Genomic DNA, 24539 nt, shown 5'->3' with positions numbered 1-24539 from the left:
ACAAGGTGTAACTAAGTAATGGTTTATAAGAAAGGTTTGCTAAGATGGCTGTAAAAGAGACTTCGATTGAGATTGATAAGCGCAAAATGTCCAAGTTTTGGCTGATATTCTTTGCGTCTCTTGCCAGCATGGTGGCTCCGTTTTCGATTGATACCTATATTCCATCGTTTCCTGCCATTGAAAGCTATTATGGGGTTTCTAGAGAGCTTTTGAGTACCTCCATGGGGGCTTACTTAGCCGCTTTTGCGATTACCACTTTGGTGTGGGGGCCTTTGGCGGATCGCTTTGGACGTAAATACATCGCTTTAGTCTCATTGCTGGGGTTTTTATTGGCTTCGATGGGGTGTGCATTGGCGCCAAGTTTCGACGGCTTTATGATTTTCAGGGTGTTTCAAGGGGTGTTGGCCGGAGGGGTGATTATTTCGGCCAGGGCGATGGTGAGAGATTACTTCCCTCCGCAAGAGGCGCAAAAAACCATGGCATTGGTGATGATGGTGTTTGCCATCGCACCGGCGATAGCGCCGATTGTCGGCGGCTATTTGCAGGCGCAATTCGACTGGGAAAGCATCTTTTGGTTTTTAAGTGGCTACGCATTGCTGACCATAGCGATTTTGCTGTTTTTTATCGTGGAAACTCAACATCCTGAGCACGTACAGTCCATCGCACCAAAACCGTTGATGCGATCTTATTGGCAGACGATCAAACATCCGCTGTTCATCAAGGTGGTATTGGCACAGGCATTGTTGTTTGCCGGGATGTTTGTCTATATCGCCGGATCGGCAAGTTTGATGTTTGACCATTTAAAACTCGGGCCACAGGACTTTTGGATGCAGTTTGTGCCCATGGTGGGCGGAATGATTTTAGGCTCAATGGTGGTGCATAGAATGACTGGGCGTTATGCTCCGAACCACATAGTCCTCTTCTCCTATTTGGTCACTGGGCTGGCTGCGTCAATGGGCTTGGTCAGTAGTGTGTTATTGGAGCCGCAAGTGTTGAGTATCATCCCGTTTATTAGCCTGTATGCCTTTGCGATGGCGATGAGTTTGCCGGTGTTGTCGATATTGGCCTTGGATTGCCTGCCCCACAAGCGAGGCATGGCCGCTTCTTTGCAGAGTTTGATGCAAATGGGCATGGCCGCCGTGATTGCGATTGTGGTGGTGCCGTTGGTGCATGAGTCGTTGGTTGAAATGGCGTTGGCGATGTTTGTTTTGTGGTTAATTGCCGTGTTGTTGTGGGTAACAGTCTCTAACAAGCTGGAAGATTAGTTTTCAATTGCAGATTTGAACCATTAAAAAAGCCCGTAAGCGGCAATGGCATTACGGGCTTTCTCTCTGGAATGAACTTTAAATGAGATTATTTAAGGTTATCCATAATCGCTTTTTCAACCGCATCAATTGGCTGGGTACCGTCGACTTTGATGTATTTCAACGCCGGGTTTTTAGCCGCTACTTCTGTGTAGTAGTTGATTAACGGAGCGGTTTGAGCATGGTAAACATTCAAACGATCTTTAACCACTTCAGGTTTATCATCATCACGCTGTACTAGGTCTTCACCGGTTTCGTCATCCTTGCCTTCCACTTTTGGCGGGTTATACACAACATGGTAAGTACGGCCAGAAGCTAAGTGGGCACGACGTCCAGACATTCGGTTGACAATCTCTTCGTCAGGCACATCGATTTCAATCACCGCATCAATCTCAACGCCGGCTTCAGCAACGGCATCCGCTTGTGGAACGGTACGTGGGAAACCATCCAATAAAAAACCGTTGGCACAATCCGGTTCAGCAATGCGTTCTTTAACCATGCCGATGATGATTTCATCCGTTACTAGCTGACCCGCATCAATCGCCGCCTTAGCCTGTTTACCTAATTCTGTTCCCGCTTTGATGGCCGCACGCAGCATGTCGCCAGTTGATATTTGTGGAATGTTGAATTGCTTAGTCAAGAACTGCGCTTGAGTTCCTTTACCGGCACCTGGTGCACCTAATAGAATGAATTTCATCAGAAAATCCTAGCTTGTGAATGTTAAAAAATGAATTTGCGGTATTATACGGTGTTTCAGCATGTCATAAAAGTTTAACCGAATAGTCTTTGTCGATTACCAGGCCTGGTCGCTTTTATTTAAGCTTGGGCTTGCTTTAATAGCGCGGTAATGACCTGTAATGCTTGCTGTTCATAATGGCCTCCAAACAGGTTGAAGTGGTTGATGATATGGTAGAGGTTATATAGCGGTTTGCGTTGTTGATAGCCTTCGTCGAGTGGAAAGACCTCATTGTAGCCGGAATAAAATGATGAGCTGAAGCCGCCAAATAACTCTGTCATGGCGATATCCGTTTCACGGTCACCGTAATAACAGGCCGGGTCAAAGACAACCGCATCGCCATCTTCGGTAAAAGAGCTGTTACCGCCCCATAAATCGCCATGCAATAAAGAGGCTTCGGGTTGATAGTGATTGAACCAAAAAGGCAGGGCTTCAATCAGTTTATGGCCTTGTTCAAAAAGCGCAGAACCGGCTCCTCTGAGTTGCGCCAGTTCAAGTTGCGGTTTGAGGCGTTGTTGGCCATAAAACGCTATCCAGCTAGAGCTCCATTGGTTGCGTTGTGATGTATGGCCGATATAGTTGTCTTCAAACCAACCAAACGCTTGTGGCGCTTTATGGATTTGATGGTGCATCAGCGCCAAATCTTTACCACGTTGGTAATCATCGCCTTGAGAGGTTAAATCAAGATGCTCCAACAGTAACCAGGCCTGGTCGCTTTCAAACAGGCCATAACCTAAAACCTTTGGACAACGTATGCTAAAGGATTGTTGAATGGCATTGAGGTTGTGGGCTTCGGTTTCAAATAGTGGTAAAAGTGGGGCTTGGTTAAGCTTTAAGAACAAGTTGCCTTGATTGGTGTGCAGTTGGAAAGCCTGGTGAATATCACCACCACTTACAGGATGAGCGGTTGCGATTTGTATGGACTGGTTGAGTTGCTCGCTTAGGGTTTGAGAAAGATTTAACCAGTCCATAATGAGTCCTTTTCCCTTAATTAGTCGAACAAGTCTTCGGTAATCGCTTCAATCTGTTTTTGGGAGACACTTGGAATCTCAGGTGCATTCTCTTCTCGGAAAATCTCCATTAAAGCGCCAGGCGTGTTTCTTGGAACCGCTTGACCTGTCTCACGATCAATCGGTATATTCACTAAACCTTCAGGCTGGGTAAACGGTACATTCGGGTAGGGTTGCAGCGCAAGTTGCATGTATTCCATCCAAATCGGTAAAGAGGCGCGGCCACCCACTTCACTGCGCCCCAATGTGGTCGGGCTATCAAAGCCTACCCAAACCGTGGTCACAATATTGGAGTTGAAACCGGAGAACCAAGCATCCTTTTGGTCGTTGGTGGTTCCTGTTTTACCCGCAATGTCTTCACGCTTGAGTTCGCGGGCTTTTTTGGCCGAACCGATGCGGATAACATCTTGCATGATGGTATCCATAATATAGACATTACGCTCCTCGATAATTCGCGGTGCATTACGTTCATCACCGGGAATACATTGATTGTTGGTGCAGGCGATTTTTGGTTCGGCCTTATAAAGCACTTCACCATCAAAAGCGCGCACCTCAGAAATGTAATAAGGTTCAATCAGATAACCAGTGTTTGAGAAAGCGGCGTAAGCACGCGCCACTTCCCAAGGTGTGAATTGCACACTCCCTAGAGAGAGTGATAAATCACGGTGTTTGTTAATCTCTTCTTCTGGGAAACCAAAACGTTGGATATAGTCGGATGCGGTATCGATGCCTAGTTTTTGTAATAGACGGATTGAAACTAGGTTGCGGGAAAACGCCAGTGCATTTCTTAGGCGAGTTGGCCCATAAAAACGCCCGGAGTAGTTTTCAGGTCGCCAAACATCTTCCAAGTTGCGGTCATGGAACACCACCGGTGCATCGTTAATTGTGGTGGCCGCGGTCATGCCGTTTTCAAGCCCCGCAGAATACAGGAAAGGTTTGATGTTCGAACCCACTTGACGGCGACCTTGCGTCACGCGGTTGAATTTGCTTCTAAAGAAGTCATAACCGCCAACCAATGCTAGAATACGACCGTCCTTAGAGTCCAAAGAGATTAGTGCCGATTCCGTCTTGGGGTCTTGTGCTAGTTGCCATTGATCTTCAAACCACTGTAGATAAATCACATCGCCTTGTTTTAGAACATCTTGTGGTTTTTTAGGGTCTTTGCCTTTATGGTTGACACCTTTGTATTCAGCCGCCCAAGTCATTTTCTCGAATGGTAAGGTGATTTTTTCGCCATTTTCCATTAAAACTTGAGTGTTGGTTTTTTCAAAGCCAGTTACCACCGCGACTTGAAGGTCGCCATAGTTGCTGGTGTCTTTTAACTCTTCCAGAAGTTTGTCTTCATCGTCAAAAGTGGTTAAATCAAGATTGGTGATAGGGCCTCGATAACCATGACGGCGTTCATAATGTTGCAAACCATCCCGTACCGCCAAATTCGCTTGTGCCTGTAACTTACTGTCGATCGATGTCACAATGGTTAAACCATTTTGCAAAGCTTCTTCACCAAACTTTTCTAAGGCAAAGGCTCGAGCCATCTCTGCAACATAATCGGCTTCGACATCAATGATGGCAGCATGTTTATCGGCGTGAACCTCTACCGCCTGGGCGGCAAGCATCTCTTCTTCAGTGATGAAATTAAGATCATGCATGCGACGCAACACATAGTTACGTCGTAGTTTGGCGCGACTTGGATTGGCGATGGGGTTATAAGCGGAAGGGGCTTTAGGAAGCCCTGCAATCATCGCGTATTCATCTAAAGTCAGTTCATTGATGCTACGGCCATAATAGGTTTGAGCCGCAGCGGCCACACCGTAAGAACGGTAACCCAAAAAGATTTTATTGAGGTAGAGGGCAAGGATTTCTTGTTTGCTTAAGTCGTTTTCAATTTTGTAAGAGAGGATGATCTCATTGAGCTTTCGTAGATAGGTTTTCTCTTTGCTCAAGAAAAAGTTACGTGCCACCTGCATGGTGATGGTTGAACCACCGGATTTCTTTTGACCGGTTGTGATCAATTCCACAACCGCACGCGCTAGACCTTTATAGTCGACCCCGCCATGCTCAAAAAAACTTTCGTCTTCTGAAGAGATAATGGCCTGAGTCATACGTTCCGGAATTTCGGAATATTCCAAAGGTAGGCGTTTTTTAGTGCCAATTTCGCTGATTAATTTATCGTCTTGCGTCACAATGCGTAACGGTACTTGATAGCTGACCTCTTTCAATTCAGCAGTATCGGGCAGGGTAGGGTAAACCGTTATGTAGTAAAAAGTGGCTGCGGCAATCGCTAAAACGGTGAATGAAATAAAGTTAAAGGCAAATAACCATAAAAACCAGCGTCTTTTCTTTTTAGGCGGTAAATTTTGTTGAGAAGGCTGCGGATCGTTTACTTCTTTTGCAGCATCGTTTTTAACTTTAACTTCTATTTCACTCATGAATTGACTCTGTCTATGTATCCCGCTCCAGATTGAATGATGAAACCAATTCAATTTAGAGTGAAAATGGATAACATGTTATTTCTAGAAAATTGTTGGATATTATAGCGTTATTGCGTAGTAAATAGATAAGTGAATTGCCCGGTTTTTAGAAAAAAACTTCAAGGGTGAGTTGAATAAAAATAGATTTGAAGGCAGATTGAAAAAGGCACCACGGGTTTTCAAAAAAGCGTGCGAAAATCCAAGCAATAAAAAACCCAGCATAGGCTGGGTTTCATTTAGAAAACAATCTGTAATCAGCAGATTATTTGCTATAACGTCCTGACTTGATGTCGCCCCACATTAGGAACAGGTTACCACCAATAATGAACACGGCAGCTAAAGCTACACCAGCTAGTCCAATTGCAACTTGAACCGATTGAGGCAGAATATCTGCCCAAATACCTAATAATACCGCAAGTGGAATCACTACACTTGCAACGATAACAAGTAACATTTTTACGAAGTTATTCATGATTTAATGCCTCAGCTAGAAGTTTTTATTTTATAACATCACGAACTATACTTAGATTGCCTGTAAAATTCAATAAATTTACAGGGACAAGGTTGATTTGCATCAAGTTTTTCAAGGTAAGTTGAGTAAGTAAAGTTTATGCGGGTATTTGTATAATCTATGGTTTTGGGTGTTTCTAGATTATTCGATGTTCTGCACCTGTTCACGCATTTGTTCGATTAACACTTTCAACTCCACACTGGTTTGCGCAATTAGGGTGTCGATGGCTTTTGAGCCTAAGGTATTGGCTTCACGATTTAACTCCTGCATCAAAAAGTCTAATCTTCGGCCGATTGGCGTTATTTGCGTCGGTCCGTTTTGTGATGAGTTTTTGGCAAATAGAATATGTTTGACCTCAATTAGATGGGTCTTTAAGCGATCGATCTCTTCGCTGATATCCATTTTTTGTGCCAGTACCGCCACTTCTTGGTGAAATCGATTGTCATCTACTTGTTCTGTCAGGGTCTGAATGCGTTCTTTTAGTTTGGTTACGTGTCTGTTTAATATCTCAGGAAGTTGGGGTTCCAATCTTTGAATTTGTTGGTCAATACTCATGCAGCGATGATTAATCAGTTCAGCCAGCGCCTGGCCTTCACGTAATCGACTTTCATTAAAAGAGAGAATCGTGGTTTGTAAGGACGTTAAAAGTGCGTTATCAATTTGTTCACTGTTTTGCTGGTTAGTCGATTCTTGCAAAACCCCAGGCCATTTTAAGATTTCGAGTGGATTAACGTGGGTTGCCTCGATTAAAGATTGTTGAACTTGGTTAATCGCTTCGCTAAGCGGTTGCAAGATGGCTTGGTTGATTTGCATCGAATCATTTTGCAGTGGGTTTTCATAACTTAAACTGATGTCGATTTTGCCACGTGCGACCTGTTTTTTTAACCGTTCACGTATAATGGGTTCCAAATGTCGAAACGCATCCGGCAAGCGAGGGTTTATTTCAAGGTAGCGCTGGTTGACCGAGCGAATTTCCCAACTGTAACGACCAGATTCGGTATTTTCTTGAACCCTTGCAAAAGCGGTCATGCTTTTGGCGGAGTAGGTTGAGAGCATTTGGGTTGAGCTGTGCATGGAATATCCCCGGCAATTTGATTGCGATGTCTGGAATGGAGGCCATCGTTTATAATGGCGTTAATTTAACAAGGTTCATCTAAAAAGGAAACAATATGACTCAAACGGTTGTACTGGCTACCGGTAATGCGGGCAAATTAACAGAGATGGCGGATATTTTGCAACCCCACGGTTGGGATGTGAAAGCGCAATCTGAGTTTTTTAATGGTGAAGCAGAGGAAACCGGTTTAACGTTTATTGAAAATGCGATTTTAAAAGCACGTCACGCATCGAAAAAAACCGGGTTGCCAGCTATTGCGGATGATTCAGGAATTGAAGTTTCCGCTTTGCACGGACGTCCCGGAATCTATTCGGCACGCTATTCACAAGATATTCATGGTGAGGCGGCGAATGATGAAACCAATTTACAAAAGTTATTAGATGAGTTGGCGGGGCTTCCAGCAGAGCAAAGACAAGCGAGCTATTACTGCGCCATGGTCTATGTTGAACATGAAAATGACCCTACGCCGATTATTGGTTTAGGACGCTGGTATGGTGAGATTCTGACCAAAAAACGCGGTGATGGCGGGTTTGGTTATGATCCGATTTTTTGGGTTGAAGAGTTTGGCAAAACCGCCGCCGAACTTCCAAAAACACAAAAGAACCAGGTGAGCCATCGTGCGCAGGCATTGAATGCTTTGGTGATGCAGTTACGACGCGGTGCTTGAATTTAGCTGGTAGCGGGCAGTTTGTAGTCAGCGGTATGGTATTGATTTCATATTGGTTCCGTTGACTTCAAACCGCTCATAGCCTAAAAAAATTAAATCCAAACCTCTTCCGCATATTCCACAATATGCACCGTTTTATTAAGTTTCTCTTCAATGGCTTTTTTAAATATTTCTTGTTTATCACGCTCCCCGTGAATTAAGAAGACTTTATCCAGCGTTTCAAACCCACCCATCCATTTGAGCATGTCGCTTTGGTCGGCATGGGCTGAGAAGCCGTTAATCATCATCCGATTAGCACGAACTTTAATTTTTTCGCCATAGACGTGAATGAATTCGGCACCATCGACCAAATATCTTCCTAAGGTTCCTTCCACTTGATAGCCTACAAAAATCAGGGTGTTTTTTTCATTCCATAAGCGATGCTTGAAGTGATGGAGAATACGGCCTCCATTACACATTCCGCTTCCGGCAATGATAATCGCACCAGAGTCGACTTCGTTAATTTGCATGGAGTCCGCACCGCTTAACGTGTATTCCAAATAGGGAAAGTCGAACACGGAACCATCCTTGTTGAACAAGTCTTGTGCCGCTTTATTCAAGCTTTTGTGGTTTTGGTTGTAAATGATGGTGGCTTTGGTGGCCATTGGAGAATCCACAAATATCTTACATTCAGGTAGTTCATTGTCGTAATACATCTGTTTGAGTAATATTAAAATCTCCTGAGTTCGTTCGATGGCAAAAGAAGGAATAAGGACATTACCTTCATTTTTAAGAGTTTGCACCACTGCGGTTTTGAATTCATCCACACTGTCTTCTAGGGAACGGTGGTTGCGGTCACCATAGGTCGATTCAATATAAAGTGCGTTTGCGTGCGGAACCGTTTCAGGAGAGCGCATGACTGTGTCAATGCAACCCCCTAAATCACCAGAAAAGACCACGGTTTTGTGCTGACCCTCTTCTTCAAAGTCAATTTGGATGGTGGATGAACCTAAGATATGGCCAGCATTTCTAAAGGTTGCACTCACGCCTTTATCAAGTTGAATGGTGTTGTTGTAGTCGGCGTATTGAATGTTCATATCAAACACCGCTTTGGCATCATCGATTGTATAGATTGGCTCTGCAACCTCGTTTTCTTCACCACGACGTTTGGCTTTTTTGAGTGACGTTTTGTAATCTTCTTGGGCGATTTTTGCACTATCCAATAAAACCACCTCAGCCAAATCCATGGTAGCTCTCGTGGCGATGATTCGACCATTAAAACCCTCTTTAACCAGTTTGGGAATACGGCCAACATGATCTAAATGGGCGTGTGTAATCAGTAGGATATCGACATCTTGAGGGTTGAAGCCAAAAGGATCGGCCGAGTCATGGTCGGTATGACCTTGAAACATGCCGCAGTCGATAAGGATTTTAGGGCCTGACTTAAGCTGTAAAAAATGACATGAACCTGTCACCGTTTCTGCAGCACCAAAAGATTGAATAGGGGTCATATGAGCTCCTTTAAGGATATCGCATCGTTGAGATTGTTGAGCTGTGGTTAAGAACACAAAATAGCATAGTTGTACCGCAACGAACATGTGCGGCATCAACTATTTCTGAATAACGTGAAGGATTATTAGGAAATGGACGGCTCATTGATCAGCTCTGTGATTAGTGCGCTTAGTTCTCTGCTAAGGTTACCGTAACACCTTTGTTTGAGATTAAATATTTTCTGCCCATACCGCTGTTTGCCATGGTGCCTTTGATATTGTGTTGTCCACGCACTACCGTGCCTACCGGGATTTTATGACCGTTTTTGACACAGTTGACCGGCTCTAAATTGAACTCATAGCGTAGCCGTTTTGGGTTGAGAAAAGCCACGCCTTGCGCTACGCAGCCTTTGGCATTGCCTTGGGTAATCAGCAGTTTTACGGGTGTCGATGATGTTTGAGAGATTGGGCCTTGAATGGAATTGAGCAAAATGGCTCGAGTAACTTGCTCTGCGGCATGGCTTGAGAGTGCTATTCCAAATAAACTGATGGCAATCAGTTTCACGGTAGGTTTGTTCATACTAAACATAATCATTCCCTCCTTGAAGAGATATTAGCATGTCTTAATGCGTATTCATTTGCAATAAAAACAATAATTTAAAATTGTTGTGCAGATATCAGCGAAAGTTATGAAGCCTTAGAATTGCCGTTATTTAATGGCTAAAAAGAGTTAAAATAACAGGCCTGCCAAGTCTTTGAATGACAAGGCGGTAAAGCCTAAACCTTTAAGTGGTCAACACCGTTAATTTTGGAAGAATCTGTGAACTTTACTCAACCGTTACCGCTTAGCTTGTACGTGCATTATCCCTGGTGTGTGCAAAAGTGCCCTTACTGTGACTTTAACTCCCATACGCTCAAAAAAGAGATTGATGAAGCGGCCTATATTAATGCTCTAATCACTCAGCTGGAACGCATTCTGCCTCAAATTTGGGGCCGCCAGATTCAGTCGATATTTTTTGGTGGTGGAACCCCGAGCTTGATTTCTGAAGAGGGCTTAAATCGTTTTCTGTCGCAAGCGCGTGCGTTATTGGGCTTTGGTCCCAATATCGAAATCACTTTGGAAGCGAATCCGGGAACGGTGGATTTTGAAAAGTTTGCCGGTTTCTACCAGGCAGGGATTAATCGATTATCGATGGGAATCCAAAGTTTTGACGATGAAAAATTAGTCGCACTCGGTCGGATACACTCTTCCGATGAGGCACATAAGGCGATTCAAGCCGCCAAGTCAGCAGGGTTCACCAATTTTAATCTGGATTTGATGTTCGCCCTGCCTAACCAAAGTTTAGAGCAAGCGATTGCCGATGTTGAGCAAGCCATTGGTTATCAGCCGCCCCATCTTTCACACTATCAACTGACTTTAGAGCCGAATACGCCTTTTTATAAGAATCCACCGGTATTGCCTAATGATGACCAGGCCTGGGAGTTTCAACAGGCCTGCCAGCAGATTATTGGCAATGCCGGCTATCAACATTATGAGGTCTCTGCTTATGCTCAAAAAGGGCGTCAAAGTGTGCATAACCTAAATTATTGGCAATTTGGTGATTACATCGGTTTAGGAGCGGGCGCTCACGGCAAAATCACCATGGCTCCGGAAGGTCGGATTTTCAGGACACAGATGCCCGCTTCACCAGGCGGCTATATTGAAGCCATGAAACAATATGATGCCGGCCGTACCCACTGGTTGGAAAAAGAGGATGCGATTTTTGAATTCATGCTCAATGCACTGCGTTTACAACAAGGCTTTGATTTGGGGTTGTTTGAACTGAGAACCGGCTTGTCGTTAACCGAGATTACGCCGGTTTTAGAAAGTCTAATTGAGCAAAAATTGATTGAAATCCTACCGCAGAACGATACCGATTGGTTGAAGTTGACCGCCAAAGGGCAGCAGTATCTAAATGATGTGGTCAGTGCATTTCTAGCTGAATAACCGTGTTGAAAAAACGGTTTTTTAGATGAGTTCTCAGTGGGATACTAAACCCTTTATAATGAATTTTCATATCATTAAGTTCTTTGCCGGTTTATCATCTTGAGCAAAGATTGCATGTTTTAAAACTATAAATTAAGAGCATTCCAGCGTGACCCAAGCAACATTAAAATGGACCAAACGAGCCGCTTTGATTCTGGCAATTATCCCGATTTTGTTATTTTTAGGATTTGCCGGAGCGGTTAGTCTGATTGATTTCAATCAGTATAAGCCGCAAATAGAACAAGAGGTGGCTAAGCTTACCAAGCGCGATTTTAAAATCGAAGGTGAAGTGAAGGTTTCGGTTTTACCTTTTATGTTCCATTTAGGCAAAATGACGCTGAAAAACCAGCCTGGTTTTGAAGAAGAAAATTTATTCACCATGAAAGAGGCGCAAATCGAGCTCTCTTTAAAAACCCTTTTTCTAGACAAAAAACTTAAAGTCACCAGCCTAGAGTTAATCGAGCCAAAGTTTCATTTTATTGAATTGGCGGATAGAAATAACTGGTCAGATATGCCACTGTTGAGTTTTGTTGATGGCATGCCACAACGGCTCGTCCAGCAAGTGAGCCAAATAACGGTTCCTGTTAAGGTTTCTAAGATAGCTGTCGGGGAAAGTGTTGGCGGTTTCCAGAAAGTGGCGATGGGTAATGAGCCCGCTTTGCTGAAAACGTCAGTGCAATCTTCTCAATCAAGTGTGAGTGAAAAGGCGCCGCTAGAACAGAAACAGCCCGACTGGTCTTTAGAGAGTTTGGTGGTTAAGAACGCAGAAATTATCTATAGCAATTCTTTACAAGGCTTTAGCGTGAGCCTTAAAAAAGCTAACCTGTTAGCATTTGATGTGTTGCCAAACAAGCCATTTAAAATGAACAGTGATTTTGTCTACCAGCACAGTCAGTCGCCACGCACATTCGACTTCCAGATTAACGGCAATATTCTGCTGGCGAATCATTACACTCAGCTCCATTTATCAAATTGGCATGGCGTATTCAGGTTGCGTTTACCAGAAGTGTTGAACAAGCCGGATATCCGTTTAACCACCGAAGGTGAGAACTTGATGGTCGACTTCAAGTATCAGCAACTTTATGTCAAAAATACCAAGCTAGAGGGATTAGAGGCTCAAGTTCTGGCGAGTTTTCAGGGTGAGTTTGGGGTGAACCCGGTTTATGACGGAGTGTTTGAAGCGGAAAAAATCAATCTCAAGAAATGGATTGAACATTTAGGATTGCCTGCGCCGGAAATGGTTAAAACGGAGGCCTTGACCAACGCATCAGGCAAGTTCAATTGGCATTGGAACGGTAAGGTTCTCAGTATAAAAAAACTTGATGCCAAAGTGGATGATACTCAAATCTTGGGTAGTTTGAGTTGGCCTTTCAATCGTCAAGCGGCAGAATTTGATTTAGTGGTGAATAACCTCAATATGGACGATTTTATGGTCAAGGTCGATTTGCCGGCAATCAGGCCGGGTGATTTGACTCACAACACACAAAACACCCAAGAAACCCATTTATATCCGATTCCGATGGCGGTTTTACAGGAGCTGAATGCCAGTGGAAAGTTACAGTTTAACTCTTTAACCTTTCAGGGTTTAAAGCTACCGACCGTGGATATGCAGTTGCTCGCGAATTCCGGGAATTGGGAAATCGCGCCTCTAGACATCCAATTTGCTCAAGGTCAATTACAGTCTAAATTGATGGCCGAATTAGCGAGTAATCGTTCCGACTATGTCTGGAAAGGGCGTACCAAAGATTTGGCTTTAGGCGGTATAGTGAATTCCGGCAGTAACGGTGCTCAGCAACCGCAGGGAGTACTGGACAGTCATTTCTTGTTAAAGACTTCGGGGGTTAATCCGCAGCAGTGGTTGGCTCATCTGCAAGGTTCGGTAAATGCCGATTTCAAACAAATCAAGCTTTCAGGTTTGGATATAAATCAGATATTAAGCGGCTCTTTGGAGCTAACGGATAACAATAATGCTTTTACCCATTTCAAACACATTGAGGTGATGGGGCAGATTAGCGATGGTATCTTTACCCCCAAACGGTTGTTGTTGCAAAGTGAACGCTTCAAAGGTACGGGGCATGGAACGCTTGATTTAAGAACCCAGCAAATAGAGGGAGATTTATTGCTAACGGTTGCGGAATCTACGGAAGTCTTGGCAGGCTTAAGGGGGTTGAGTTTGCCTGTAAAACTAGAAGGAGGGCTGGCTCAGCCAAATTGGTCGATTAATGTGGCTGAGTTAAATCCAAAGATGGCGCAAAATTCGGCCAGTTTAAGTGCGATAACCCATTTACTGCAATAAACTCACCAGGCCTGGTCAAAGGCTAGATTCTCTCAAAAATCAGATCCCAAACCCCGTGTCCTAGGCTATGGCCACGCGCTTCAAACTTGGTTAATGGTCGATAGTCCGGGCGAGGTGTATATTGGCCTTGTCCGCTGATATTTCTATAGTTGGGCGCTTCATTCATCACTTCCATCATGTGAGTCGCGTAATCTTCCCAATCGGTAGCCATATGGAATTGCCCACCCGGTTTTAAGTGTGAGGCAATCGTTTGGACAAATCCAGGCTGAACAATGCGGCGTTTGTTATGACGTTTTTTATGCCAAGGGTCCGGAAAGAAAAGATACACACCTGCCAACGAGTCTTTAGGGATGCATTTCTCAAGCACTTCAATCGCATCGTGATTATAGACACGAATATTCGTTAGGCCTTTTTCTTCGACAAGCTTCAACAAAGCGCCAACACCGGGACGATGAACTTCAATGCCGATATAGTTCTGCTGTGGATTGGCTTCAGCCATCTCAGCAAGGCTTTTACCCATGCCAAAACCGATTTCGACAATGGTTGGCGCGTCACGGCCAAATAGTTTCTTTAAATCAAGCAGTTCATCGGTGACCGTTAAACCAAATTTTGGCCATTGGCTGTCAATCGCATTTTGTTGGGCGGCAGATAAGCGGCCTTGGCGTAAAACAAAACTTTTAATCCGGCGGGTGATATTGCCTGATGTGCTAGTAGCGGTATTTTCTTCAGTTGTGCTGGAGTGGCTTGGGGAGTTTGTTGATTCAGTCATAATAAATTCTAGAATTTGTTGTGTTAATTTTGAATGCGTATAGTATAGCCTAAATCTAAAATTACAATCTGATAGTACATAAAATTTTCAATAACTTAAGTGCTTTTATAAGCCCGTTTACGTTTGTTTAATCTATTTAAAAGTCGACAAAAGAGTGTTCCCTGTTCATGTCACAGTTTTCATTACCTGAGTTCTCACAATCCTTGTTAAACTGGTTTGATACCTGTGGTCGCCATGATTTGCCCTGGCAGCAAGCGATTAACCCCTACCGTGTTTGGGTTTCCGAAATCATGTTGCAACAAACGCAAGTGAAAACCGTCATTCCTTATTACGAGCGATTTATGCAAAGTTTCCCTAGCGTAACGGATTTGGCCGCCGCTTCCCAGGAGGAGGTCTTGTCGCATTGGGCGGGGCTCGGATATTACGCACGTGGACGTAATTTGCATCAGGCCGCACAGATGATAGTGGATGACCATGGTGGACAGTTTCCGAACGAGTTTGATTCGATTGTCGCTTTGCCAGGCATAGGACGTTCAACGGCGGGGGCGATTTTATCCATCGCGTTACAGCAACGTTTCGCCATCCTGGATGGTAATGTGAAACGGGTGTTAAGCCGTTATTTTGCGATTGAGGGGTGGCCTGGTGAAAAGGCGGTTGAAAACCAGCTTTGGCAACTTGCGGATACGCTGACTCCCAAAACACGTTTTAATGATTACACCCAAGCGATTATGGATTTGGGCGCCACCTTGTGCACCCGGAGCAAACCTAATTGTGATGTTTGTCCAGTAAATAAAGGCTGTTTGGCTTTCAAACAAAGCCAGGTGGATGTGTTTCCATTTAAAAAGCCTAAGAAAGACAAGCCAACCAAACAGGCCTGGTTGCTGATTCGCAAAAACGCTCAAGATGAAATATGGTTAGAACAGCGTCCGCAAAAAGGCATTTGGGGTGGCTTGTGGAGTTTTCCTGAGTTTGAAAGTCACCAGGCCTGTTTGGATTTTCTGCAACAGCAAGTGAATGCTGAAGATGTTGGACAAACCCAAAGAAGTCATCCACAGAGTTTGTTAGAATGGGATTCATTCAGGCATACCTTTTCGCACTATCATCTCGAGATCCATCCTCTTTTGCTTGAGGAATCTTGTTTCTTAGGGGTTAATGAAAGACCGGAAGATTATGCGGTAGGCACCACCGAGCAGCGAGCGTCTGCAGCATGGCATAAACTCCAGGCCATTGTTGATGGCCAACTTGGTGTACCGGCACCAGTGACGAAATTACTGGAAAAATTAGTAACGCCATAATTCTTGATAATATGGTGTTAAGTGTTGCATCGTAATAAAATGTGAATGAAGCAGATTAAATAAAGAGACACTGTTCGAAGGTCTCATAAAAAATAAACGGGTTACGGAGAGTAAAATGAGTAGATTGGTTGATTGCGTAAAGATGGGTGAAAAACTAGAGGGATTGGATTTTTTACCTTTTCCGGGAGAGTTGGGTCAAAAAGTTTACGACAATGTATCTAAAGAAGCTTGGAAACAATGGTTGAGTCAGCAAACGATTTTGATTAATGAATACCGTCTTTCCAGCTTAGACCCGAAAGCACGTACTTTTTTATTGGAAGAGATGCAAAAGTTTCTATTTGATGATCAAGACATCGATATGCCAGAAGAGTTCAAGTCAATTTAAGTTAGGTTGGTCTGATTTTTAATGTGGCGAGGTTAGCAGTTGGTTAGCAGTCAAGAAAAAGGAACTTCCAAGATGGGAGAGTTCATCGATATCTTTATCGGTCGTCAGCCTATTTTTAACCGAAATATGGAAGTGGTTGCCTATGAATTGCTGTTTAGGGGCAATACTCAGGACAACCATGCGATGATTATCGGTGGTGATGCCGCTTCTGCTCAAGTGATGATGAATGTATTCGGTGAAATGGGTCTGGATGAAGTGCTGGGTAATCATAAAGGCTACATCAACTTCACAGAGGGATTGCTGTTACGTGAGTATCAGCCCTTTTTCCCTAAAAAAACCGTGGTGATCGAGGTGCTTGAGGATGTTGCGGTCACGCCGCAATTGATTGATTCATTAAGCAGGCTTAAAGAGCAGGGATTTACCATCGCGTTGGATGACTATATTTTCAACCCGGAACTGCTACCCCTTGAACGCTTTGCCGATATCGTAAAAGTTGAAATCCAAGCGGTTGGACCCAAGCAGTTGATTGAACATTCACAGCGTCTAAAAGCGAAAGATATTAAGTTATTGGCTGAAAAGGTCGAAACGCGTGAGCAATTCGAGTTCTGTGCCAAGCTGGGTTTTGATTATTTTCAAGGTTACTTTTTTGCTAGACCGAAAATTATACAAGGTAGACGTTTACCTAATAATAAAATGACCATGCTTGAGCTTCTGGCGAATGTCTATAATCCTGATATTGATATGCATCAGCTGTCAGACATCATTGGTAAAGATGTCTCTTTAAGTCAAAAACTATTGAAGTTTGTCGCTGAAAGCAGTGGCGTAGGTGTGCAGATTTCCTCGATCCATGATGCCGTATTACGTTTTGGGTTAAATCGCCTTAAAAGCTGGGCAAGCATGTTGGTGTTGTCCGGAGTGGATGACAAGCCTGTGGAATTGTTTACAACGGCGTTAACCAGAGCTAAGTTTTGTGAGTTGGTGGGCGGTAGGCTTGGCCGATACTCTAAGGACAGTTATTTCACGGTAGGTCTGTTTTCATGTTTAGATGCCGTTATGGATACGGAATTATCCGTGTTATTGGACAAGCTTGGGCTGGATAATGCGATACATGATGCCTTACTTGAACAAACGGGTGATTTGGGCTTGGTATTGAAAGTGGTTAAAGGCTTGGAGCAGGGGCAAACGGATTTTGTTTTACCTGACAATATGAGTGCGTCGGAGTTATCGGCTCTGTACCTAGAAGCGATGAGGTTTGCTGAAGCGATTGATTTAGGCTGAAGTTAAGTTTGTACAGACACATTTAAAAACCAGGCATAAAAGCCAGGCAATAAAAAACCCGCATCAATCGCGGGTTTTTTATTGCTCAGTAAAGTAGCTTTACTTGTGGTATTCAGGGCTGTAGTCCACCACGGCATTGATGAAAGCATCCACCGTTTCCGGGTCAATGCCTGGGTGAATGCCATGCCCCAAGTTGAATACATGCCCAGTCCCTTTGCCATAGCTGTCGAGAACGCTTTTGACTTCTTGACGGACACGCTCTGGAGATGCGTAAAGTACGGTTGGATCCATGTTCCCTTGCAGAGCAACACGGTCACCTACTTGCGCACGTGCATCGGCCATGTCCATTGTCCAGTCAATCCCTAAACAGTCCGCACCGGCATCCGCCATAGCGTTTAACCACTGGCCGCCACCTTTGGTATATAAAATACAAGGCACTTTACGGCCATCTTTCTCTTTGATTAAACCATCAACGATTTTAGCCATATAGTCTAATGAAAACGCTTTGTAGTCACGAGGTGTCAACAGGCCACCCCAAGTGTCAAAGATTTGCACCGCTTGCGCGCCTGCTTCAATTTGTGCGTTTAGGTAAGCGGTTACCGAATCTGCCAAAACGTCTAAGATTTGGTGCATCATTTTAGGCTGTTCGAACATCATGCCTTTGACTTTACCAAACTGCTTGCTTGAACCGCCTTCAACCATATAAGTGGCTAAGGTCCACGGGCTTCCTGAGAAACCAATCAGCGGTACTCGACCATTGAGTTCTTTACGGATGGTGCTTACCGCATTCATAACATAACCTAAATCTGAACCCATGTCCGGCACAAAAAGACGGTCAACATCGGCTTGGGTTTTGATCGGCTTATCGAAAATTGGGCCTTCACCTTCCGCAAAACGAAGCTCAAGCCCCATGGCATCCGGAATCGTCAAGATATCCGAAAATAGAATAGCCGCATCAAGAGGGTAGCGGTCTAAAGGCTGAATGGTCACTTCACAGGCGAGCTCGGCGTTTTTACACAGATCCATGAACGACCCTGCTTTAGCGCGTGTTGCGCGGTATTCAGGCAGATAACGACCTGCTTGACGCATCATCCAAACCGGAGTGCGGTCAACGGGTTCTTTGAGAAGTGCTCGTAAAAAACGATCGTTTTGTAACTCTGCCATAACAAGGCCCTTTATATTAAATATATTAAAGCTAAAAATAAGGGGGTTATTTTAGCGAAATGCGCCACTAAAGCAAGGTTTAGGCAGATAGAAGTGGTGTAAGCGTCTTTAGGCAGGGTTGCTACTGGTTAAGCGGATTGAAGAGGTTGATGGCGTAAGGGTTTTCAATCAGCATATACATCGCCCCTTTATAGAGGTAGGCGTAGCCCCTGACTTCAATGGTTTGTCCATCGAGAGCCTCAAGTTTGTTGTAATCAAAGTTATCCCAATACTTTTTCTGCACCCGGATTCCGGTGGTATCCATATTGATAATATAGTTGCTCGATGATTTATCGACTTTGACCACTTTCCCCCTAATGATTCGATAGCCTTCATCCTCTGAAGTGAGGGTGGTGCTTTCGGCTAAAGGAAAATGCCTGTCGGGATTTTTTGCCAAAAAATCCCATAATTGATAACCTCCATCACGGGCTTTTTGTTCCGCTTGGTAGTAGCATTTTGCATGTTTCAGGTTGCCATAGGTGGTGCGGCCGATTGCATAACCGCTTTCCAGCATTTTTTGTTGGATACTGGTGCCATCTTTGAAAAACAAGTGTGCAAGTTGACGGTTGCGGTTATCAAGGCGGGTTTTATCAAATTCCACACCCACCTCTAAATCGTTATTGGCCAATAGTTTATTCAAAAAGGTTTGCGATTCTTTTGCCAAAGGTTCGCCTGGAGTGTGCCATTTCTGCTTTTTCTCAATTTGTGGCGCGTAAATTCCCGCCAATCGGACACGTTGATTGTTGATCACAATCGTATCCCCGGTAATGGCGTATTCCGCTTTGGTCCAAAGCAGCTTGTTGGTGTCAATTTGGCAGGTTTCTTCGTCAGCAGAAAATGCGGCAATAGAATTCGTAAGACCGAGAAGAAAGATAAGAGCTGGGATTAATTTAGTCATGGCATTGATTGTAATGATTTTAATGGATAAATACAAAGCAATTGCTGAGCCATTGAAAAATATCGTGAATCATTACCAGGCCTGGTCATTTTGTTTTCAGCAGGCTTGAGACGTTGTCGTAATTGGCGGGTATCAAACCGTAGCTATAAAAAAAGCGCTAGAGGCTTGGAGCCAATAGCGCTTTTTCGTGTAACCAAAAAGATTTGATTAACGACGAGCGTATTTCTGCTTGAACTTCTCAACACGACCTTCTGTATCCACAAGTGTTTGCTTACCAGTGTAGAAAGGGTGAGATGCGCTAGAAACTTCAACACGTACTAGCGGGTAGTCTTTACCGTCTAGAGTAATAGTGTCGCCAGAAGTCTTTTCAATTGTTGAGCGAGTAATGAAAGTTTCGCCAGTTGAGATATCCTGGAAAACTACGTCTTTGTACTCTGGATGAATGTCTGCTTTCATGATGACGGTCCAATTAATTAGTTAATTCTATAAAAAAAGAGCATTATATTGATAAAAATAAGAAATGCAACAATCTTTTTTCAGATGGATGCATCTTTTTATCAAGAAATACATGGTTTTAGTTCCGTAAACAAATTTACGGAAGCTGGTTGTTTTTTCTGCAATTAGCCTTTCATTGCATCAAATAGAGCATCGTTGGTTTTCGATACTTTCATTTGATCAATCAGGGTTTCAATCGCTTCAATTTCGTTCATCGATTGTAGGAAACGACGTAAAATCCAAATGTTTTGCAACTCTTCCGGAGTGGTCAGAAGTTCTTCTTTACGTGTACCGGATTTCGTTAGATTGATTGCAGGGAAAATACGTTTTTCAGCAATGCTGCGAGAAAGATGAAGTTCCATGTTACCGGTCCCTTTGAATTCTTCAAAGATAACCTCATCCATCTTAGACCCTGTATCCACTAAAGCGGTGGCGATGATGGTTAAAGAACCACCTTCTTCAATGTTACGCGCCGCACCAAAGAAACGTTTAGGGCGGTGTAATGCATTAGCATCCACACCACCGGTCAAGATTTTCCCAGAAGCCGGAACCACCGTGTTGTAGGCACGCGCTAAACGGGTAATCGAGTCTAATAGGATAATAACGTCTTTCTTATGCTCGGTTAAACGTTTGGCTTTTTCAATAACCATTTCAGCAACTTGTACGTGACGGGTTGCCGGTTCATCGAAAGTGGATGAAATCACTTCACCGCGAACAGTACGTTCCATTTCCGTTACTTCTTCTGGACGTTCATCAATCAGTAGGACAATCAGATGGGCATCTGGATAGTTTTCAGCGATAGATTGTGCCATTTGTTGAAGAATAACCGTTTTACCCGATTTTGGCGGAGCCACAATCAATCCACGTTGTCCTTTACCAAATGGCGCGGCAATGTCGATAATACGAGGGGTGATGTCTTCGGTGCTGCCGTTACCAATCTCCATCTTCAGACGCTCTTGAGCGTGCAATGGGGTTAAGTTTTCAAAAGCGATTTTCTTACGAGCGACATCTGGGTCTTCGTAGTTGATTTGTTCAACTTTTAACAGGGCAAAATAACGCTCACCTTCTTTTGGTGGACGGATTTTCCCTTGAATGGTATCCCCTTTACGTAATCCAAAACGGCGAATTTGGCTAGGAGAAACATAAAGGTCATCTGGCCCGGCTAGGTAAGAACCGTCACCAGAACGTAAGAAACCAAAACCATCAGGTAGTATTTCTAAAACGCCTTCGCCAAAAATATCCTCACCTTTTTTAGAATGAGCTTTCAAAATAGCGAAGATAATATCTTGTTTACGTAAACGAGCTAAGTTGTCCAATCCCATGCTTGCGGCAAGGTCGAGTAATTTAGCGGCAGATTGTTTTTTTAAATCGAGTAAATGCATAATTTTTAGTTTTTTATTTGATGGTTATCTTGAGAGGTTGAAATTAATGTGACTTAATTTTAATGGGTTGGTTTCAATGAAGTTCAGGTGACTTGTCTGGATGGGGTCGTGCTACTCCCGAGCGATCTTTGATAACTCGGGAGAGTGGTATTAAAGGTTTCCGTCTAAGAAAGCCGTTAATTGTGATTTAGATAGAGCGCCTACTTGGGTTGCATCTACTTCACCATTTTTGAACAACATCAATGTTGGAATACCACGAACACCATATTTTGGTGGAGTTGCTGGGTTCTCATCGATGTTTAACTTAGCTACTTTTACACGGCCTTCATATTCAGCGGTAATATCATCAAGAATTGGTGCAATCATTTTACAAGGTCCACACCATTCAGCCCAAAAATCGACTAATACTGGAATGTCTGATTGTAAAACTTCTGCATCAAAGTTTGAATCGCTTGTTGAAATCATGTTTTCTCCTAACTCTATTTAACATACAGCAAACCCTATTTCGAATGAACGAATCCGTTTAATTAGAACGTTTAAGAATCTTGTAGGAACTGTATGGATTTAAATCTATTTGATGTGATGCCAAAAGGTGTTTTTAATTCGTTTTAAATAACACTTCTTGCATTGATTCTGTAATCATTTTTTTGGTATTTGGCTAACATTACCTTAACAATTTTTAAATATCAAGTGAATTTAGAAAATAAATATTAAAGATTACTGTTTTTTGGGGCGAGGGAGGGCTTCTGTCGAGTCCTGTTTTTAGAAGTCTTTCAATTAAGGCGTTCCAACAATCCCTTTAAGTTAATGCATTACTGATGATTGCATGGTTAATTTCGCCAAATCAGGAAGCATTTATCGTACGATATTAGCCAATAATTATCTTGTGTTGAACCCCTTGTCGTTAACCAAAATTCAAACGGCATGGGATATGGAAAAAATGAATGGATATCTCTTTTATATTAAATGATTTAAATGACGCACAGCGTGAAGCGGTGACCGCTGATGAAACGCATGCTTTGATTTTGGCCGGTGCGGGTAGTGGCAAGACCCGTGTTTTAGTGCATCGTATCGCCTGGTTGACCCAGGTGATGGGGCACTCCCCTTATAATGTTTTGGCGGTTACCTTTACCAATAAAGCCTCTAATGAGATGCGTGGCCGCATAGAAAGCCTGATTGGTCAGCAAGCCAATGGCTTAACCATGGGCACGTTTCACGGTATTGCCTACCGTATTTTACGTCAACATCATCAAGAAGCCGGCCTGCCAAAAGATTTCCAGATTTTAGATTCCGATGACCAGAAACGTGTCATCAAACGTCTTTTAAAAGCGATGGAACTGGATGAAGCGCAGTGGCCGCATAAACAGATTCAAGCGTTTATCAATGGCGAAAAAGAGGAAGGGCGTCGCCCGCATCACATCGATATCGGTCATAACCCGTTCGTGGCCAAGATGGTTCAAGTTTATAAAGCCTATGAAGAGCAATGTCAGAGATCAGGCCTGGTGGATTTTGCCGAACTGTTATTGAGGGCGCATGAGCTTTGGTTGAAACATCCGATGGTACTGGCGCATTATCAAGCCCGTTTCAAACACATTCTGGTGGACGAGTTCCAAGATACCAACAGTTTGCAATACGCTTGGTTGAGGGTGTTGGCCGGTGGCTCGGGTAAATTGTTTGTGGTTGGGGATGATGACCAATCCATTTACGGTTGGCGTGGCGCCAAAGTAGAGAATATCCGTCAGTTTGATGAAGATTTTGCCAATGTCAAAATGGTGCGTCTTGAGCAGAACTATCGTTCTACCGAAACCATTCTAAAAGCCGCTAACGGCTTAATCGCCAATAATACTTCTCGTATGGGTAAGCAGTTGTGGAGTGCGGGTGAAGCGGGTGATTTAATTAAAGTCTACGAAGCCTTTAATGAGATGGACGAAGCGCGTTATGTCTGTAATCAAATCGAACAGTGGTGTGAGAATGGTGGTGCGCGTAATGAGGTGGCCATTTTATACCGCTCCAATGCGCAATCGCGTATTTTAGAACAGGCTTTGATGCAGGCGCAGATTCCGTATCGTGTTTATGGCGGTTTGCGTTTCTATGACCGTGCCGAGATTAAAGATGTCTTAAGTTACCTACGTTTACTGGTTAGCCGTGAGGATGACGCTGCATTTGAACGAGCCTATAACCATCCGCCACGAGGCATCGGCCAAAAAACCGCAGACAGCATTCGTGAAATGGCCAAGCAGCAACAAATCTCACTGTGGCAAGCGGCTGAGAAGTTGGTGGAGAGTGGTTTAACGCCTAAAGCCAAATCTTCGGTTGCTGGGTTTTTAGAGCTGATCGATAACCTGGATGATGTAACCCGTGAACTTAATCTAGAAGATCAAATGTTAAAAGTGGTTTCGCAATCGGGCTTGCAGGCGCATTTTGAGAAAGATCGGTCAGAACAAGGTCAAGGTCGCCTGGAAAACATCGATGAGTTAATCAATGCCGCCAGTCAATTCAAACAGGCCAGTGCCCAGCAAAATGCCGACGGCATTGAGAGTGAAGCACAAGCGTTTGCCGGTCAAAATGAGTTTGATGGGGTTGACGAAGATGGCAATACTTTATTGCTCAATCCGGTATTCGATAATCCTTTATCTGAATTTTTAGCCCAGGCGGCGTTAGAAGCGGGAGAACGCCAAGCGGATGAATGGGAATCTTCGGTACAGCTGATGACGTTGCATGCCGCCAAAGGACTGGAGTTTCCATTGGTGTTTATGATTGGTGTCGAAGAGGGCTTGTTCCCATCACAGCAATCTTATGAAGATGCTTCTCGTTTGGAAGAGGAGCGTCGACTAGCTTATGTGGGCGTCACCCGTGCCGAAAAACAACTGATGATTACCTATGCCACTCGTCGCAGATTGCATGGTAAAGAGCTGTTTCCAACGCCCTCCCGATTCATTAAAGAGATTCCTCAAGATTGTATCGAAGCGGTACGTTTATCGGGCTCTGTGGCGCCATCTTTTGGCGGATATTCACAACAGCCGGCATTTGGCTTGTCGAGCAAGGTGAATGAAACCGGCTATAACGTGGGTGAACGGGTGTTCCATCAAAAGTTCGGCGATGGTATCGTTTTGAGCACGGAAGGTAGTGGTGAACACGCCCGCATTCAAGTCAATTTCACCCATGCCGGCTCTAAGTGGTTGGTGATGGCTTATGCCAATTTAGAGAAAAGAGCTTAAGGACGAATTGAA

The 24539-nt window shown here is 43.9% G+C and carries 21 protein-coding genes; 8 read left to right on the top strand and 13 right to left on the bottom strand.

Translation table 11 applies throughout. The annotated features are described in order from the left end of the window. The first annotated feature begins 44 nt into the window (after positions 1-44). A complete protein-coding gene (locus L6421_RS10605) occupies positions 45-1265 on the top strand; it encodes a multidrug effflux MFS transporter (protein ID WP_237261765.1) in 1221 nt (406 codons plus the stop codon). 88 nt (positions 1266-1353) lie between these two features. Here the strand turns inward: L6421_RS10605 and adk are convergent, their stop codons facing one another. From adk to L6421_RS10580, 5 genes are all read right to left on the bottom strand, one after another. Beyond that, positions 1354-2001 carry an adenylate kinase gene (adk, locus tag L6421_RS10600; protein WP_237261764.1) on the bottom strand — a complete coding sequence of 216 codons (648 nt, stop codon included), beginning with the start codon at positions 1999-2001 and terminating at the stop codon, positions 1354-1356. 119 nt (positions 2002-2120) lie between these two features. Further along, positions 2121-3011 carry a fructosamine kinase family protein gene (locus tag L6421_RS10595; RefSeq protein WP_237261763.1) on the bottom strand — a complete coding sequence of 297 codons (891 nt, stop codon included), beginning with the start codon at positions 3009-3011 and terminating at the stop codon, positions 2121-2123. 20 nt (positions 3012-3031) lie between these two features. Then, complete coding sequence (locus tag L6421_RS10590; RefSeq protein ID WP_237261762.1) at positions 3032-5479, bottom strand: penicillin-binding protein 1A; 2448 nt, start codon at positions 5477-5479, stop codon at positions 3032-3034. A gap of 304 nt (positions 5480-5783) precedes the next feature. Then, a complete protein-coding gene (locus L6421_RS10585) occupies positions 5784-5993 on the bottom strand; it encodes a hypothetical protein (RefSeq protein ID WP_237261761.1) in 210 nt (69 codons plus the stop codon). A 180-nt stretch (positions 5994-6173) separates the two neighbouring features. After that, positions 6174-7106: a YicC/YloC family endoribonuclease gene (locus tag L6421_RS10580; protein ID WP_237261760.1), complete on the bottom strand. Its 933-nt coding sequence runs from the start codon at positions 7104-7106 to the stop codon at positions 6174-6176. 95 nt (positions 7107-7201) lie between these two features. On the opposite strand from L6421_RS10580, the gene rdgB reads away from it, so the two are divergent. Further along, entirely contained in the window at positions 7202-7813 is a 612-nt protein-coding gene (rdgB, locus tag L6421_RS10575; protein ID WP_237261759.1) for an RdgB/HAM1 family non-canonical purine NTP pyrophosphatase, read from the top strand. A 92-nt stretch (positions 7814-7905) separates the two neighbouring features. On the opposite strand, the gene L6421_RS10570 is transcribed toward rdgB, so the two are convergent. Next, entirely contained in the window at positions 7906-9303 is a 1398-nt protein-coding gene (locus L6421_RS10570; protein ID WP_237261758.1) for an MBL fold metallo-hydrolase RNA specificity domain-containing protein, read from the bottom strand. Positions 9304-9472: 169 nt separating this feature from the next. After that, a complete protein-coding gene (locus L6421_RS10565) occupies positions 9473-9871 on the bottom strand; it encodes a hypothetical protein (RefSeq protein ID WP_237261757.1) in 399 nt (132 codons plus the stop codon). A gap of 231 nt (positions 9872-10102) precedes the next feature. Between L6421_RS10565 and hemW the strand changes: the two genes are divergently transcribed. Together hemW and L6421_RS10555 are read left to right on the top strand one after the other, a co-directional pair. Continuing rightward, complete coding sequence (hemW, locus tag L6421_RS10560) at positions 10103-11269, top strand: radical SAM family heme chaperone HemW (protein WP_237261756.1); 1167 nt, start codon at positions 10103-10105, stop codon at positions 11267-11269. Between the two features lie 148 nt (positions 11270-11417). Then, positions 11418-13604 carry an AsmA family protein gene (locus tag L6421_RS10555; RefSeq protein ID WP_237261755.1) on the top strand — a complete coding sequence of 729 codons (2187 nt, stop codon included), beginning with the start codon at positions 11418-11420 and terminating at the stop codon, positions 13602-13604. A gap of 22 nt (positions 13605-13626) precedes the next feature. Here L6421_RS10555 and trmB read toward each other — a convergent pair whose 3' ends face one another. Then, positions 13627-14373: a tRNA (guanosine(46)-N7)-methyltransferase TrmB gene (gene trmB, locus L6421_RS10550; protein ID WP_237261754.1), complete on the bottom strand. Its 747-nt coding sequence runs from the start codon at positions 14371-14373 to the stop codon at positions 13627-13629. A gap of 167 nt (positions 14374-14540) precedes the next feature. Here trmB and mutY point away from each other — a divergent pair, with 167 nt between their 5' ends. From mutY to L6421_RS10535, 3 genes are all read left to right on the top strand, one after another. Further along, the gene (mutY, locus tag L6421_RS10545; RefSeq protein ID WP_237261753.1) at positions 14541-15668 is read left to right on the top strand and encodes an A/G-specific adenine glycosylase; all 1128 of its coding nucleotides are present in this window, start codon (positions 14541-14543) and stop codon (positions 15666-15668) included. Between the two features lie 115 nt (positions 15669-15783). Then, on the top strand, positions 15784-16053 hold the full coding sequence (locus L6421_RS10540; protein WP_237261752.1) for an oxidative damage protection protein: 270 nt from the start codon (positions 15784-15786) through the stop codon (positions 16051-16053). 72 nt (positions 16054-16125) lie between these two features. After that, positions 16126-17331, top strand: coding sequence for an EAL and HDOD domain-containing protein (locus L6421_RS10535; RefSeq protein WP_237261751.1), 1206 nt, complete (start codon positions 16126-16128; stop codon positions 17329-17331). Between the two features lie 99 nt (positions 17332-17430). On the opposite strand, the gene hemE is transcribed toward L6421_RS10535, so the two are convergent. The 5 genes from hemE to trxA all read right to left on the bottom strand — a co-directional run bounded on the left by hemE (position 17431) and on the right by trxA (position 21774). After that, positions 17431-18495, bottom strand: a complete 1065-nt coding sequence (gene hemE, locus L6421_RS10530) for a uroporphyrinogen decarboxylase (RefSeq protein ID WP_237261750.1) — start codon at positions 18493-18495, stop codon at positions 17431-17433. A gap of 121 nt (positions 18496-18616) precedes the next feature. Beyond that, positions 18617-19432, bottom strand: coding sequence for a thermonuclease family protein (locus L6421_RS10525; RefSeq protein WP_237261749.1), 816 nt, complete (start codon positions 19430-19432; stop codon positions 18617-18619). A 207-nt stretch (positions 19433-19639) separates the two neighbouring features. After that, complete coding sequence (locus L6421_RS10520) at positions 19640-19888, bottom strand: type B 50S ribosomal protein L31 (protein WP_237261748.1); 249 nt, start codon at positions 19886-19888, stop codon at positions 19640-19642. 164 nt (positions 19889-20052) lie between these two features. Then, positions 20053-21309, bottom strand: a complete 1257-nt coding sequence (rho, locus tag L6421_RS10515; RefSeq protein WP_237261747.1) for a transcription termination factor Rho — start codon at positions 21307-21309, stop codon at positions 20053-20055. A gap of 150 nt (positions 21310-21459) precedes the next feature. Next, positions 21460-21774 (bottom strand): thioredoxin TrxA, encoded by a 315-nt coding sequence (trxA, locus tag L6421_RS10510; RefSeq protein ID WP_237261746.1) that lies wholly within the window; start codon positions 21772-21774, stop codon positions 21460-21462. Positions 21775-22253: 479 nt separating this feature from the next. Here trxA and uvrD point away from each other — a divergent pair, with 479 nt between their 5' ends. Beyond that, positions 22254-24527 (top strand): DNA helicase II, encoded by a 2274-nt coding sequence (gene uvrD, locus L6421_RS10505; RefSeq protein ID WP_237261745.1) that lies wholly within the window; start codon positions 22254-22256, stop codon positions 24525-24527. Positions 24528-24539: the final 12 nt, after the last annotated feature.

Origin of the sequence: Thiomicrorhabdus immobilis (assembly GCF_021654855.1) — a bacterium.
GTDB classification, from domain to species: Bacteria; Pseudomonadota; Gammaproteobacteria; order Thiomicrospirales; family Thiomicrospiraceae; genus Thiomicrorhabdus; species Thiomicrorhabdus immobilis.
This window is presented reverse-complemented; position numbering and strand designations above follow the sequence as displayed.